The organism is Nocardia sp. NPDC020380 (assembly GCF_044386975.1).
Taxonomy (GTDB): domain Bacteria; phylum Actinomycetota; class Actinomycetes; order Mycobacteriales; family Mycobacteriaceae; genus Nocardia.
Genome location: NZ_JBIRVQ010000003.1, coordinates 590,983 through 604,443 on the forward strand (window position 1 = coordinate 590,983; position 13,461 = coordinate 604,443).

Here is a 13,461-nt window from a genome sequence, read left to right on the forward strand (position 1 = left end):
CTCCGGTCCGAGAAGGAAAGGAAATACAAGTAGTGACGATTTCGCGCGTAGTCCGCGGCACACTGACCGGTGTGGCCGCCGCGCTCATCGCCGTTTCCCCGGTCACCCTCACCCCCGCGCTGGCGGCGCCCGCCGCGCCCATGATGCAGTCCTCGCAGGGCAATGTCATGGGCCTGTCCGGTGCACCCAATGCCCGGGATCTGGGCGGTATCCATGTCGACGGGGGCGATATCAAGGCGGGCACCGTCTTCCGTTCCGACGCCCTCAATGCGCTGACCTCCGACGATCAGCAGAAGCTGGTCTCGGCGGGCATCGTGAAGATCATCGATTTCCGTAGCCCGACCGAAGCGGCGGCGAGCCCCGATCAGGTGCCGTCCTCGATTCCGGACGAACCGCTCCCGATCTACGACCCCGCCAACGATTTCTACGTCTTCGTGTCCAAGGCCATCGAGGGCGGCCCGACCGTGCAGCAGCAGGAGCTGGGTGACGGCAAGGGCAGGCAGATCATGATCGACTACTACAAGTGGATGGTCACCGATGCGACCGCACGCGGCCAGTTCGCGGCCACGCTGAAGGAGATCGCCGGCGACAACGGCCCGGTCATGTACCACTGCAGCGCCGGCAAGGACCGGACCGGCTGGATGACCGCCATCCTGCTGCAGGCGCTGGGCGCCTCGAAGCTGGACATCTACGCCAACTACCTGGAGTCCAACGATCTGCTCGCCGCCTCCAACAAGGCGGAGATGGACGCGCTGGTGGCCAAGGGCCTGGTCACCGACCCGAAACTGTTCGACCCGATCCTGGGCGTGGACGCGAGCTTCCTGAACGCCGCGGACGAGCAGGTGCGACAGAGCTTCGGCTCCTTCGACAACTTCCTGTCGCAGGGGCTGGGCATCGACAGCGGCACCGTGAGTGCCTTGAAGGCCAAGCTACTGGGCTGATGATCTGATTTCCGATGCCCGGCACTCCGGCGCGGGGAGGTGGAGCCGCGGGAAGTGCCGGGCATTCTTATGCCGGGACACGGCCATGTCCGATACACAGACCCGTTTAACATGCCAAAATTCGCGTGGTGCAGGAGATCTGGCATCTCGACACGCGACGGACGCGCTCGATCAGCGCGGAGAACCCCACCGGTGAGCCCGGTGCGGGCGGGCGAGCCATTGCCGGTACCGGCGCCTTCGCCGCCGCCGGACTGGGCCGCGGCTGGAAGGTCTCGCCCTCGATAGATCTGGGACCAGGCGAAACCGTCACCCTCGCAGACATTTCCGGGCCCGGGGTGATCCGGCATCTGTGGCTCACCACGGATCGGTCGATCCTGCGGGACTTCACCTTGCAGATGTACTGGGACGGCGCGCCCGAACCCGCGATAGCGGTCCCGCTCGGCGACTTCTTCTGCAATGGCTGGGATCAGCTGGCGCTGGTCAATTCGCAGCAGATCGTGGTGGCGCCGGCGGGCGGGCTGAACAGCTACTGGCCCATGCCCTTCCATTCGCATGCGCTGGTCACGTTGCACAACGGCGCCGACCGGCACGTGCCGGTCTACTACCAGATCACCTATGTAGAGGAAGACATTCCGGACCTATCCGGCTATCTGCACGCCACCTGGCGCTGCAGTGACCCGCTCGGCGCCCCGGCCGTCCATCCCATCCTGGAGACCGGCGGCGGTCCCGGCCGGTACGCCGGAACGTATCTCGCCGTGCAACCGCGCGCCGACGGCTGGTGGGGCGAGGGCGAACTGAAGTTCTATCTCGACGACGATGCCGAATACCCGACCATCTGCGGCACCGGCACCGAGGACTATTTCGGCGGCGCCTGGAATTTCGATCTCGAAGGCGCTTATCGCCCCTACTCCACCCCCTATCTGGGCATGGTGCAGGTGATCCCGCCGCATCGAATCTACGAACCGCACCAGCGTTTCGGCATGTACCGCTGGCACATTCCCGATCCCATCTGTTTCGAGGACTCCCTGCGGGTCACCGTGCAGGCGCTCGGCTGGCGCGAGGACGGGCACTACCTGCCGCTCGAGCAGGCGCACATCGCCAGTACGGCACTGTGGTACCACGCACTCCCGTGAACCACCCACATCAATTCTGCGATTGCGATTGGGTAAAACGCATCGAATAGCACCGGTGCGGGTGCATGGTATTGCTATGCGCGCGTTGCTCGTCGAGAAGCCTGGACAGTTCTCGGTGAACACGGTGCCGGACCCGGCACCGGGTACCGGCGAAGCCGTCATCCGAGTCGATGCCGTCGGGATATGCGGTACGGATATCCATATCGTGGAAGGCGAATTCCCGCCGACGCCCTATCCCATCATCCCGGGCCACGAATTCGCCGGTGAGGTGGTCGCTCTCGGCCCCCAGCCGGTGATCGCGAAGAACGGGTCGGGCGTGCGCGTCGGCGACCGCGTCGCGGTGGACCCCTCGCTGTTCTGCGGGCGCTGCCACTACTGCGCCATCGGCCGCGGCAACCTGTGCGAGAACTGGGGAGCCATCGGCGACACCGTCGACGGCGCCATGGCCGAATTCGTGAAAGTGCCCGCCGCCAACTGCTATCGGCTGCCCGCGCACCTGAGCGCCGCGCAAGGCGCACTGGTCGAACCGCTCTCGTGCGCCGTCCACGGATTCGACGTGCTGCCACGGCAACTCGGCACCCACTATCTGATCTACGGCGCGGGCACCATGGGCCTGCTCATGCTGCAGCTCGCCATCGCGGCCGGCGCGGCCTCGGTGTCCATGGTGGACGCCAATCCCGACCGGCTGGCCATGGCCCGCACCCTGGGCGCGGACGCCGCCACCAGCTCCGCCGACGAGATGGACCGGCCGCAGGGCTGGGAGATCGTCATCGAATGCAGCGGCGCGGTCGGCGCCATCGAGGACGGGCTGTCGCGGGTGCGCCGCGGCGGCACGTATCAGCAATTCGGCGTCGCCGCGGCGACGGCGCGGGCGGCCATCTCACCGTTCCGCATCTACAACGACGAGATCACCATCGTCGGCTCCATGGCGGTCCTGCACAGCTTCGGGCGCGCGGTGGACCTCATGGGGGAAGGCGTCATCGACGCCGACACGGTGATCACCCACGACTTCGCGCTCGACGAATTCGGCGATGCCCTGCGGACCTTCCGCGCGGGCACCGGCCGCAAGATCCAGCTGCATCCCCGACGGGCGGCACGATAAGACGGGTAGGGGCCAATGACGGTCGTTGCCGGAGTGGATTCGTCCACGCAGTCCTGCAAGATCGTGGTGTGCGACGCGGACACCGGAACGGTGCTGCGCCAGCGGCAGATCCCGCACCACGACGGCACCGAGGTGCCACCCGATATGTGGTGGGAGGCCTTGCGCGCGGCCACCGATCGCATGATGCGCGATGTGGAGGCCATCGCGGTGGCCGGGCAGCAGCACGGCCTCGTCGTGCTCGACGCGGCCGGGCATCCGGTGCGGGACGCGCTGCTGTGGAACGACACTCGCTCGGCGGAGGCGGCCGAGCAACTCGTCGTCGAACTGGGCGGTCCGCAGGCCTGGGCCGATGCCGTGGGCAGCGTCCCGCTCGCCGCGCACACCGTCGCCAAACTGCGCTGGTTCGCCGACCACGAACCCGAACTCGCCGACCGCACCGTGCGGGTACTGCTCCCCCACGACTACCTGACCTGGCAACTGCGCGGCGGGGATCCGGCCACCGAACCCACCACCGACCGCGGCGACGCCTCCGGGACCGGGTACTGGTCGCCCGCCGGCGGGAACTACCGAACGGACCTGCTGTCCTTGGCCTTCCGCGGCCGGACGCCCGTGCTACCCCGGGTGCTGGCGCCCGCGGAGATCGCCGGGCACACCCCGGGCGGGCGGCTGGTGGCGGCCGGCACCGGCGACAATGCCGCGGCCGCACTCGGTTTGGCCATCGAGGAGGGCGATGTGGTGGTGTCGCTGGGCACCAGCGGCACCGTGTTCACCCGGGCCGCCTCGCCCAGCGCGGATCCCTCGGGCGCGGTCAACGGTTTCGCGGATGCCACCGGGGCGTTCCTGCCGCTGGTGTGCACGCTGAATGCCGCGCGCGTGCTGGAGGCCACCGCGACACTGCTGGGAACCGACCTGTCGGGATTGGAATTCCTTGCCGCACAATCCCCGGCGGGCGCGGACGGGCTCACCATGCTCCCGTACCTGACCGGTGAGCGGACCCCGAACCTGCCGCATGCCACCGGCAGCCTGCACGGGCTGCGGCCGCACACCATGCGCCCGCATCATCTGGCGCGGGCCGCCATCGAGGGCATGCTCTGCAATATCGCCGAATCCTTCGATCGGCTGCCGACGGTGCCGCAGCGCATTCTGCTCATCGGCGGCGCGGCGCGGTCACGCTTGATCTCCCATACCGCCGCAACGATTTTCGGGCGCACGGTGACGGTGCCCCATCCGGGCGAGTACGTCGCGCTGGGTGCGGCCCGCCAGGCCGCGTGGGCGCTGCGCGGCGGACCGGTGCCGCCGCGCTGGGCCAGCCCGGCGGGCACCGAATTCCATCCGCTCGCGGCGGGTATCGGCACGGCCGTGCGCGAGCGGTATGCCGAGATACGGGATGCGTACTACCCCTGAGCATCCCCGGACGATTACCTATCCGAAGACGACCGGGCCTTCCGACAGGTAGTCGTCCCAGGTGCGCTGTCTGGTCAGGTAGGTACGGATGGCGTCCCGGGTGATCTCCTGTTTGGATCGCCCTTCGACCACCGCCTGCGCGCTCAGCGCAGCCTCTTCGTCCTCGCTGAGCCGCAAAGTCCATGCCACGCGCAAGTCATACCATCCGGATACGAAATTTGCCTTACGTTCCAGAATCCTTGGACGACCGCCCGGTATCTATCAGGAACGATGCAGGGCCAGCACCGGAATCGTCCGGATCCCCGCGGTCTTCTGCTCGTACTCCGCGAAACCCGGGAAGCGGCGCGCCTGTTCGGCATAGATGCGATCCCGATCCGCGCCCGTCACCTCGGTGACCGTCACCGGATAGGTCTCGGTGCCGATCTCCGCATCACCCGACCCCGCCGTGGTGAGGTTGTAGTACCAGTCGGGATTGGTCGGGGCGCCGGCCTTGGACGCGAAGATGTAGACGAGACCCGGATCCTGCTCGTCCTGCAGGTACATCATGGGCGTCACCGACTGCTTGCCGGACTTGCGCCCGCGATGATGCACCAGCACCATCGGCGCACCCTCGAACGGGCCACCGACTCGTCCCTCGTTAGCGCGAAACTCCTCGATGATGTTCGTGTTCCAGTCGCTCATCCTCAGCATTCTGCCCTCAGTCGGACGGCCAATTCCGGAGTACGGCATCCAGCGCGTCGAGCGAGCGCGCCCAGGACGCGTCCACATCGCGAGCGGAATGCCGGAAACCCCCGGACTTCTCGATGCTCACATAGCCGTGCAGGGCGCCGCTCAGGAAGCGCACGGCATCGGTCTCGCCGGGTTCGGCCAGGTTGTAGCCGCGCAGCAGGGCCCGGGTGAGCTCGGCATGCCGGCGGGCCGGGGGCACCGCCGGGGAATCGGCGTCGATATCGAGCTGACCGGCCGCATACCGGCCCGGATACGCCTTGGCGTAGTCCCGATAAGCGCCCGCGAAGGCGATCAGCGCATCCTTGCCCGCCCGCCCGGCCAGCGCGTCGGCGGCCTTGTCTGCGAGCTCGGTCAGGGCCAGCGCCGCCACCCGTTCACGCAGCTCCCGCACATTCTTGATGTGCGAGTACAGGCTCGCGTCCTTCACCCCGAAGCGCCGCGCCAAGGCGATGACGGTGACGTTGTCGAACCCGACCTCGTCGGCCATGTCCGCCGCCGCCACGACCAGCGCCTCGGCGGTCACTCGTGTTTTCACCACGGTGCCGAGCTTATCGCATAGTTCTCCAAGTAATTTGCCTAGAACCTCTAGGTGGATTACTGTCCTGTCTCATGAACGCACGACCGACCGACTTCGGCCGGATCTTCCCGCCCGACGAGCCCTGGCTCGCTCAGCAGGAGCGCGAGGAGATCCTGCTCCCGGACCTGCCCATCGTCGATCCGCACCACCACCTCTGGGACACCCCCGGATTCCGCTACCTCCCGGCGGAATTCGCCGCCGACACCGGCAGCGGCCACCGCGTGACGACCACCGTGCACGCGGAATGCCACTCCGCCTACCGCACCGACGGACCGCAGCACCTGCGGCCGGTCGGCGAAACCGAGCACATCGCGGCACTGGCCGCGGCGAGCGACGCCGCCGGCGGTCCGACACGCGTGGCGGCCGGAATCATCGGCTCCGCCGATCTCGGACTGGGCGCGGCCGTCGCCGAGGTGCTGGAACAGCACGTCATCGCCGGCCAGGGCCGGTTCAGCGGAGTCCGGTTCAATGCCGCCTGGGATGCCGACCCGCGGATACAGCTGGGACCGCCGGCCAATCGGCCGCACCTGCTCACCGAGCCCGGAATCCAAGCGGGCGCGCGCACGGTCGCGGAATCCGGTCTCGCCCTGGACCTGTGGCTGCTGTCCCCGCAACTGGCCGACGCCGCCGCGCTGGCGGACGCGGCGCCCGCGGCGCGACTGGTGCTCGACCACTGCGGCGGCCCGCTCGGCTTCGGCCCGTACGCGAGCGATCGCGACGAGCATTTCGCCGTGTGGGAGCGCGGAATTCGCGCGCTGGCACGGCGGCCCACTGTGGTGTGCAAGCTCGGCGGCATTCTGGGCTGCGCGGCGGCCTACGACTATCCGCGGGCATCCGTGCCGCCCACCTCGAAAGAGCTTGCCGCCCTGTGGCAGCCGTGGTTCGACGTGTGCATCGACGCCTTCGGGCCGCAACGCTGCATGTTCGAGAGCAACTTCCCCGTGGAGAAGATGGGCACCGGCTACGCGACGCTGTGGAACACCTTCAAGCGACTCGCCTCCGGAGCCTCGGACACCGAGTTGTCCGCGCTCTTCTCCGAAACCGCCCGGCGCACTTACCGCCTGGCGCCCTGACACCGATACCCGAGGACATCATGACCGACCTGATCACCACCCCGATCGACGAGAAACTCGTCCGCGGCGCCATCGAACTCGAGCGCACCGCGCACGGCGTACAACCCCATCGCCTGCCCGCCGGGGCTCGCCGGCAGTTCGCCGACGGCTTCCTCACCATGGTCGAGGCGCAGCCCACCGGCGTGCGCGTCGCCTTCCGGACCCGCGCGACCGTCATCGAGCTCGAGGCGCTCCCCACCCGGATCGCCTACAGCAACGGCCTGAGCCTCCCGCTCGGCGTCTACGAAATGGTCGTCGACGGCGAACTGTCCGGCGCGGCAAGCATTTCCACCGGCATCCTGCACACCATCGACGCGGCCACCGGAGCGATGACCACCGACGCCGGCCCCGCCGGCGCCGTGCGCTTCACCGACCTGCCCGGCACCATGAAGAACGTCGAGATCTGGCTGCCGCACACCGAGACCGCCGAGCTCATCGCCCTGCGCACCGACGCGCCGGTCGAACCCGCGCCTGCCCCCGAGCGGACCTGGGTGCACTACGGCAGCTCGATCAGCCACGGCTCCAATGCCGAACGCCCCACCGCGACCTGGGCCGCCATCGCCGCCCGCCGCGCCGGCGTGAACCTGATCAACCTCGGCCTGCGCGGCAACGCCCTGCTCGATCAGTTCGTGGCCCGCACCATCCGCGACACCCCCGCCGACGCGATCAGCCTCGCCATCGGCATCAACCTCGTCAATGCCGACGCTCTGCGGATGCGCAGCTTCACCTCCGCCGTGCACGGCTTCCTCGACACCATCCGGGATGGCCACCCCACCACCCCGCTCCTCATCGTCTCCCCCATCCTCTGCCCCATCCACGAGGACACCCCCGGCCCCATCGCCCCCGAAATCGTCGACGGCACAATCCTTTTCCGCGCCACCGGCGACCCCACCGACCCCACCCGCCTGACCCTCACCCGAATCCGCACCGAACTGTCCCGCATCGTCACCGAACGCGCCCAGGAGGACCCCAACCTGCACTACCTGAACGGCCTCGACATCTACGGCGCCCCCGACGCCGCAGCCCACCCCCTCCCCGACCGCCTCCATCCCGACGCCGCCACCCACGTCCTCATGGGCGACCGCTTCACCACCCTGACCTTCGCCCCCGGCGCAGCCTTGGCGGCTCGCGGAAACCCGGCCTGACAAATGGCAGCCGCCGCCGCTGGACACCGTCTGATCAGAACCGGTTGAGCGGCCGGATCGGCGGCGACACAGCGGAATTCAGCTGCAACGCGATGATCAGGCCGATGCTCAGATAGGTACTGATCGGGGACAGCGCGACACACACCGCGTAGAGCACCTGGACGATGGCGATCCGCTTCCGGATCGCCATCGTGTCCTCCGGCGTGGTGGCCTCGGAGAGCAGATCCGCCCGCCGCGCGTACCGCAGGCTCACCAGCTGCACCAGCCCCAGATACAGCAGATCCACCCAGTAGACCAGCAGCGCCAGCCGCGACTGCGGGAACGCCGCCAGCAGGGCGGTGGCGAAGGGCACCAGGCAGATTCCGAACAGGAACATGATGTGGATCCAGGCCAGCGTGCGATCCGCGCGCACCATCAGATTCAGCTGGGTCTGCTGGCCGATCCAGAACATCCCGAGGGTCAGGAACCCCAGGAAACAGATGAGGAACTGCGGCCCGACATGCGTCAGCGCATGCCACACCGGTTCCTCCGCGGACACCGCGCCACCCGACCACAGCACCCGCTCGTTCCAGGCCTGTGCGGCCGGCACGTGCAGATCCAGCACCAGCAGGGTCATGGCGACGGCGAAGATGCCGTCGCTCAGCGCGCCGAGGCGGCCCAGATCCTGCGCGGCGATGCGGTGATAACGCGTCATAGGCGGAACCTTAGGCGAGGTCAGACCGCCTGGCCGAACAGCTGGGCGGCCATGGCGACACTCATCTCCACATTGCCGAAACCCCGGGGCAGCATCACGCTTTCATAGTCGGCGACGGCCGCGGTCAGCGGCTTCTCGCCACGGTCGGCGGCCACCAGTTCCCCGGCCAGGGTGGCGGCATCCTGCAGCGCGGTGGTGGCGCCGATGCCGCCCGTCGGGGAGATGGCGTGGATCGCGTCGCCGAGCACGGTGACCGGGCCGGAACGCCACGGCTCGATGCGATCGCCCACGCGAATGGTGATGGGGCAGAACGTCTCCGGATCGGCGTGGGCGAACAGTGCACGCACGGAGTCGTCCCAGTCGGCGCTGGAGTCGAGGGTGAGCCGCCACAGCTCCTCCGGCGTGAGCGCGAAAAGCTTGTCGTCCGGGATGCCGAGCCGTTCAACGGTCGCGACAAGGGTCGTCATCAGATAGTCCCCGCGCCCTTCAGGTCTCGTACGGAAGCGCTGCGGCGCGAATCCCGATCCGCAGCCGTGCTCGTCGCCGACCCAGCAGAAGCCGCGCTCGAAATCGGCCGGAACGAGCGGTTCGGTGACCTCGGTGATGGGCATGCGCCCGTAGAGGCAGCGCAGTCCGAGATCGCGCGGCTCGGCATGCGGCAGCAGCTGTCCGCGGACGGCCGAACCGACCCCGTCCGCGCCGACCAGGAGGTCGCCCTCGTCCGTGCCACCCTCGGCGAACTCCACTCGCACCCGGCCGGATTCGGTGATCGTGTAGCCCGCCACCGACCGCCCGAATCGGACGATGTCGTCGAGGCCGTGGAACAGGCCCTGCCGGAAGGTCTCCCGGTCCACGTGCGTGATGAAGTCCGGCCCCGGATCCGGGAAGGTCTGCGCCATCACCTGTTCCATCCGGTGCGTGTAGGCGGCGACCAGTTCGGTGTTCTTACCGCTGGTGTCGCGCACCAGGTCGAACACGCCGGGCGGCAGGCAGTCGCGCAGGGCGGCATTGCCGTCGGGGTTGATGTGGATGCGGTAGCCCTGATTGCGGGCCCGCAGGGCCGCGTCGCGTTCGTAGACGACGGCATCCAGCCCGTCCCGATATAGAGCCTGGGCCAGCGCGAGGCCGCCGATCCCTCCGCCCGCGATCAGCACTCGGGTGCGCTTCGACATTTCGACCGTCCTTGTCATAGGAGTGAAGTGCGCCGCCGACCTGCGGCGCCCTCCCATCGTCAAACGATCACTGAACGTTGTCAAGTGTTTGTTTGATTAACTCAACCTCATACATGATTTTGCTGGAAAGCGGTACGATCCAGCCGTGTCGTCGAAACCTCGCAGGTCACCCAAGCCCCAGGAACGGCAGCGCGATCCCGAGCGCACCCGCAAGCTGATCCTCGACGCGGCCGTCGCCGAATTCGGCGCCCACGGTTATGCCGGCGCGCGCATCAGCGCCATCTCCGCCCGTGCGGGCGTCAACGTGCAGCTGATCTCCTACTACTTCGACGGCAAAGAGGGCCTCTACCAGGCTGTTTCACAGCTGTGGCAGGAACGGCAGCGCGAGCTGGTCCCGCCCGGCACCGCACTGCCCGAACAGCTGCGGCGATACGCGCTGGAGGCGGAACGCAATCCCGAGGGCGCACGCCTGCTCGCCTGGAGCGGCCTGCAATACACCGGCCCCGCGGACGATCCCGATCACGAGGCGCGCAATCGCATGCTCGACGCCGGCGTGGCCGATCTGCGCGCACTCCAGGCGGCCGGGCGTTTCCCGGCCGCACTGGATCCGGCCTGCCTGCTGGTCATGCTCATGTCCGCGGCCATGGCCCCGACCACGCTGCCGCAGGTCGTCGAGGGGGTCTGCGGCGTGGATCCCCGCTCGCCCGAATTCATCACGCATTACGCCGACCAGATCGCCGTCCTGGCCCGCACATTGGGCCTCGACCTGCCGGATTCCGAATAGCCCCCGCACGAATCCGGGGGCAGGCAGCATCCGTGCAATCCCCGATCGGCCGTACGCCGCCCGGCGTACGCCGGGATACGCAAACCGGCGCAGGCGCGTCCCCCGAAACGCGCCTACGCTGGGGGACAGCGTGATTGGTCCCCGGATTAGGCGGTTGGCACAATGACCGATTTCAACCCTGCGATGTTCGGCGCGCCCGGACTACGCGTCGGCACTGCGGAACGCGAGCAGGCCGCGGAGGCGCTGGGCAAGCACTTCGCAGCCGGGCGGCTCGACGTCGATGAATACGACGAACGGGTGGGCCGCGCCTATGCGGCCAAGACCGTGGGTGAACTGACGCCCCTGTTCACCGATCTGCCCACGCCCACCCCGGCGCCCATCCCCGCGCCGCCACCGCCGCTCGCGCAGCGGCGGATGGCCCAGGGCGGGTACCGGCCGCGCACGCCGGTGCCGCTCATTCTGATCGCGTTGCTCGTGCTGGGCGTCGCGGTCGGGGTGACCACGCACTTCGTGCCGTTCTTCCTGTTCCCGGTGTTCTTCTTCGTGTTCGCGCACCACCGCCGCTACAACAACACGCGCTGGCAGAACTGACGTTCTAGAGCCGGAGCCCCCGCGGCGCGAGCAGGCCGCGGGTGTTCAGCAGCAGCCGGGCGTAGCGGTCGCCCGGGTGCGGGTTGCGGACCGATCCGGTGAGTTCACGTTCGGCGCGGTCCAGCAGTGTTTCGAGGCAGTCGTCGTGCATCCACTGGATCACGGCGGGCCAGAGTAGGCGGGCCGTGCCGCTCAGGGTGAGCACGGTGGTGTGCCGGAGTTCGGTGAGGTCGTCATCGATGGGCCGGATGGTGAATTCGTGGAAGCCGGTCAGGTCGCCGGGCTCGAATTCGAAGCGCACCCAGCGGTTCGGCTGGTAGCCGATGATCGTGTAGCGCTTACCGCCGTGCCCGCCGGAGACGCCGACGCCGAGGGGGCCGTCCATGTGCAGGGCCGGGAAGGGCGGGCCCGGCCAGATGCGGTCGCCCGGTGCGCCGAAGGTTTCCACCAGCTCGCCGACCTTCTCGGCGGGGACGGGCAGGCGGCGGGAGTGGACATTGACGATGGTCATCGCATGTCACCTTTCATATGGAATGAACCTTCCATATGAATTAGAGCATCCCTTCCAATACGGTGATAGGTGTCCTCACCCACACCCGGGACGCGCCGCCGCCCGATGCTGCTCCGCCGCCAGGAAATGCGCGGTGGCACGGGTGGATTCGTACAGCGCGCGATAGTGCCGGTAGTAGTGCGCATAGCCCGCGGTCCGCGCCGGATCCGGTTCGATGGTCGCGATTATCGGATTCCATCCGGCGGTATCCAGGCCCACGGCCGCCGCGGCCAGCAGCGCGTCCCCGAGCGCGGCGCCCACCGTATCGGCCGGAAGCTGTTGCGGCAGACCGGTGATATCGGAGACGATGCGCGTCCACAACCCGCCCTTGGTGCCACCGCCCACCGCGACCAGCCGGGTGGCCTGCCCGCCCGCCGCGGCCATGGCCTCCAGATTGTGGCGCACCCCGTAGCCGATGCCTTCCAGCACAGCGCGATACAGCTCGGGCCGGCCATGACTCAGGGTGAGCCCGGCGATCATGCCGCGCGCCTCCGGATCGAACAGCGGCGTCCGCTCCCCCGCGAAATACGGCAGCACCAGCAGACCGCGGCTGCCCGGCGGCACCTGCGCGGCCTCGTCGACCAGATCGGTGAAATCACCGCCGGTGAGCGTGCGCAGCCAATCGGTGACCGCGCCGGAGGTGGCCATGCCGGCGGCGAGAGTGTAAGTGCCGGGCCAGGTTCCGCAGGTGGTCCACAGGCCCGGATGCGGGGTCGGCTCGGTGAGCACCTGGGTGAGGAACATGGTGGTGCCGTACATGAGCATGATGTCGCCGGGCGCGCGCACGCCGATGCCCGCCGCCTCCGCCCACGCGTCGATGGTGCCGGTGGTGACCGGCAATCCCGCGGGCAGGCCCGTCGCGGCCGCGGCCTCGGGCGTGACCCGGCCGGCGATCTCGGTGGGCCAGGCCAGCTCCGGTAATCGCAGGCCCGGCGCGACCGACTCCGCCCAGTCCCACGCCCAGGTGCGTTCCATCAGGTCGTACATGGGCACGCATTGGCTGGCGGATTGATGATCGAGCACGTAGCGGCCGGTGAGGCGGTGCACCAGAAACGAACTCGCCATCAGCAGCATGCGGGTGTCCGCCCACACGCGCGGCTCGTGCCGGATGAGCCAGCGTAGTTTCGGCCCCACCGCCTGACTGGTGAGCGGGGATCCGGAGCGTTCCAGGACCGTCGCGGCGCCCAATTCCGCGTCCAGTTCCGCGATTTCGATGCCGGCGCGGGTGTCGACGCCGTAGAGGATGGCCGGGCGCAGCGGATTGCCGTCGGCGTCCGCGGGTAGCAGACAGGGCCCGATCCCGCTCACCGCGAGCGCGTCCAGGGGTTCGCCGTCGGCGGCGGCCACCAGTTCCCGCGCGATGGTGACGAAGTCGGCCCACCACACCCGTTCGGCATCGTGTTCCACCCAGCCCGGCCGCGGGGTCGAAACCCGGTGCGGCCGTTCGGCTCGCATGGCGACCATGCCGTTCCGGTCGACGAGCACGCCCTTGGAGCCCGAGGTGCCGATATCGATGCCGAGCAGCAT

15 protein-coding genes are annotated in these 13,461 nt (G+C 68.6%); 8 read left to right on the plus strand and 7 right to left on the minus strand.

The genetic code is table 11. From position 1 onward, the window contains the following. Nucleotides 1-32 precede the first annotated feature (32 nt). From ACH438_RS10335 to xylB, 4 genes are all read left to right on the plus strand, one after another. Nucleotides 33-941, plus strand: coding sequence for a tyrosine-protein phosphatase (locus ACH438_RS10335; RefSeq protein WP_397003417.1), 909 nt, complete (start codon nt 33-35; stop codon nt 939-941). Nucleotides 942-1,069: 128 nt separating this feature from the next. Beyond that, the gene (locus ACH438_RS10340; RefSeq protein ID WP_397003419.1) at nt 1,070-2,074 is read left to right on the plus strand and encodes a glycoside hydrolase family 172 protein; all 1,005 of its coding nucleotides are present in this window, start codon (nt 1,070-1,072) and stop codon (nt 2,072-2,074) included. A gap of 76 nt (nt 2,075-2,150) precedes the next feature. After that, complete coding sequence (locus ACH438_RS10345) at nt 2,151-3,176, plus strand: zinc-dependent alcohol dehydrogenase family protein (RefSeq protein ID WP_397003421.1); 1,026 nt, start codon at nt 2,151-2,153, stop codon at nt 3,174-3,176. 15 nt (nt 3,177-3,191) lie between these two features. Continuing rightward, nucleotides 3,192-4,580 (plus strand): xylulokinase, encoded by a 1,389-nt coding sequence (xylB, locus tag ACH438_RS10350; RefSeq protein WP_397003423.1) that lies wholly within the window; start codon nt 3,192-3,194, stop codon nt 4,578-4,580. 18 nt (nt 4,581-4,598) lie between these two features. On the opposite strand, the gene ACH438_RS10355 is transcribed toward xylB, so the two are convergent. From ACH438_RS10355 to ACH438_RS10365, 3 genes are all read right to left on the minus strand, one after another. Next, nucleotides 4,599-4,769, minus strand: coding sequence for a CopG family transcriptional regulator (locus ACH438_RS10355; RefSeq protein WP_397003425.1), 171 nt, complete (start codon nt 4,767-4,769; stop codon nt 4,599-4,601). A 72-nt stretch (nt 4,770-4,841) separates the two neighbouring features. Continuing rightward, nucleotides 4,842-5,270 (minus strand): nitroreductase family deazaflavin-dependent oxidoreductase, encoded by a 429-nt coding sequence (locus ACH438_RS10360; protein WP_397003427.1) that lies wholly within the window; start codon nt 5,268-5,270, stop codon nt 4,842-4,844. Nucleotides 5,271-5,277: 7 nt separating this feature from the next. Beyond that, nucleotides 5,278-5,847 carry a TetR/AcrR family transcriptional regulator gene (locus ACH438_RS10365; protein WP_397003429.1) on the minus strand — a complete coding sequence of 190 codons (570 nt, stop codon included), beginning with the start codon at nt 5,845-5,847 and terminating at the stop codon, nt 5,278-5,280. Between the two features lie 71 nt (nt 5,848-5,918). Between ACH438_RS10365 and ACH438_RS10370 the strand changes: the two genes are divergently transcribed. Together ACH438_RS10370 and ACH438_RS10375 are read left to right on the plus strand one after the other, a co-directional pair. Beyond that, nucleotides 5,919-6,959, plus strand: a complete 1,041-nt coding sequence (locus tag ACH438_RS10370) for an amidohydrolase family protein (RefSeq protein ID WP_397003431.1) — start codon at nt 5,919-5,921, stop codon at nt 6,957-6,959. A gap of 20 nt (nt 6,960-6,979) precedes the next feature. After that, nucleotides 6,980-8,143 (plus strand): SGNH/GDSL hydrolase family protein, encoded by a 1,164-nt coding sequence (locus ACH438_RS10375; RefSeq protein ID WP_397003433.1) that lies wholly within the window; start codon nt 6,980-6,982, stop codon nt 8,141-8,143. A gap of 34 nt (nt 8,144-8,177) precedes the next feature. Here the strand turns inward: ACH438_RS10375 and ACH438_RS10380 are convergent, their stop codons facing one another. Both ACH438_RS10380 and ACH438_RS10385 read right to left on the minus strand, forming a co-directional pair. After that, nucleotides 8,178-8,837, minus strand: a complete 660-nt coding sequence (locus ACH438_RS10380; protein ID WP_397003435.1) for a TMEM175 family protein — start codon at nt 8,835-8,837, stop codon at nt 8,178-8,180. Between the two features lie 20 nt (nt 8,838-8,857). Then, nucleotides 8,858-10,009 carry an FAD-dependent oxidoreductase gene (locus ACH438_RS10385; protein WP_397003437.1) on the minus strand — a complete coding sequence of 384 codons (1,152 nt, stop codon included), beginning with the start codon at nt 10,007-10,009 and terminating at the stop codon, nt 8,858-8,860. Between the two features lie 145 nt (nt 10,010-10,154). Between ACH438_RS10385 and ACH438_RS10390 the strand changes: the two genes are divergently transcribed. Next, nucleotides 10,155-10,793 carry a TetR/AcrR family transcriptional regulator gene (locus ACH438_RS10390; RefSeq protein WP_397003439.1) on the plus strand — a complete coding sequence of 213 codons (639 nt, stop codon included), beginning with the start codon at nt 10,155-10,157 and terminating at the stop codon, nt 10,791-10,793. Between the two features lie 162 nt (nt 10,794-10,955). Then, on the plus strand, nt 10,956-11,384 hold the full coding sequence (locus ACH438_RS10395; protein ID WP_397003441.1) for a DUF1707 domain-containing protein: 429 nt from the start codon (nt 10,956-10,958) through the stop codon (nt 11,382-11,384). Between the two features lie 4 nt (nt 11,385-11,388). Here the strand turns inward: ACH438_RS10395 and ACH438_RS10400 are convergent, their stop codons facing one another. Together ACH438_RS10400 and ACH438_RS10405 are read right to left on the minus strand one after the other, a co-directional pair. Then, nucleotides 11,389-11,895, minus strand: a complete 507-nt coding sequence (locus tag ACH438_RS10400) for an SRPBCC family protein (RefSeq protein WP_397003443.1) — start codon at nt 11,893-11,895, stop codon at nt 11,389-11,391. Nucleotides 11,896-11,970: 75 nt separating this feature from the next. Next, entirely contained in the window at nt 11,971-13,461 is a 1,491-nt protein-coding gene (locus ACH438_RS10405) for an FGGY-family carbohydrate kinase (protein ID WP_397003445.1), read from the minus strand.

What these genes read in the sequence shown, in the direction of transcription:
- ACH438_RS10345 (WP_397003421.1), top strand. Translation starts at nt 2,151, where the DNA reads ATGCGCGCGTTGCTCGTCGAGAAGCCTGGACAGTTCTCGGTGAACACG.
- xylB (WP_397003423.1), top strand. Translation starts at nt 3,192, where the DNA reads ATGACGGTCGTTGCCGGAGTGGATTCGTCCACGCAGTCCTGCAAGATC.
- ACH438_RS10360 (WP_397003427.1), bottom strand. Translation starts at nt 5,270, where the DNA reads ATGCTGAGGATGAGCGACTGGAACACGAACATCATCGAGGAGTTTCGC.
- ACH438_RS10370 (WP_397003431.1), top strand. Translation starts at nt 5,919, where the DNA reads ATGAACGCACGACCGACCGACTTCGGCCGGATCTTCCCGCCCGACGAG.
- ACH438_RS10375 (WP_397003433.1), top strand. Translation starts at nt 6,980, where the DNA reads ATGACCGACCTGATCACCACCCCGATCGACGAGAAACTCGTCCGCGGC.
- ACH438_RS10380 (WP_397003435.1), bottom strand. Translation starts at nt 8,837, where the DNA reads ATGACGCGTTATCACCGCATCGCCGCGCAGGATCTGGGCCGCCTCGGC.
- ACH438_RS10385 (WP_397003437.1), bottom strand. Translation starts at nt 10,009, where the DNA reads ATGTCGAAGCGCACCCGAGTGCTGATCGCGGGCGGAGGGATCGGCGGC.
- ACH438_RS10395 (WP_397003441.1), top strand. Translation starts at nt 10,956, where the DNA reads ATGACCGATTTCAACCCTGCGATGTTCGGCGCGCCCGGACTACGCGTC.
- ACH438_RS10400 (WP_397003443.1), bottom strand. Translation starts at nt 11,895, where the DNA reads ATGACCATCGTCAATGTCCACTCCCGCCGCCTGCCCGTCCCCGCCGAG.
- ACH438_RS10405 (WP_397003445.1), bottom strand. Translation starts at nt 13,461, where the DNA reads ATGCTGCTCGGCATCGATATCGGCACCTCGGGCTCCAAGGGCGTGCTC.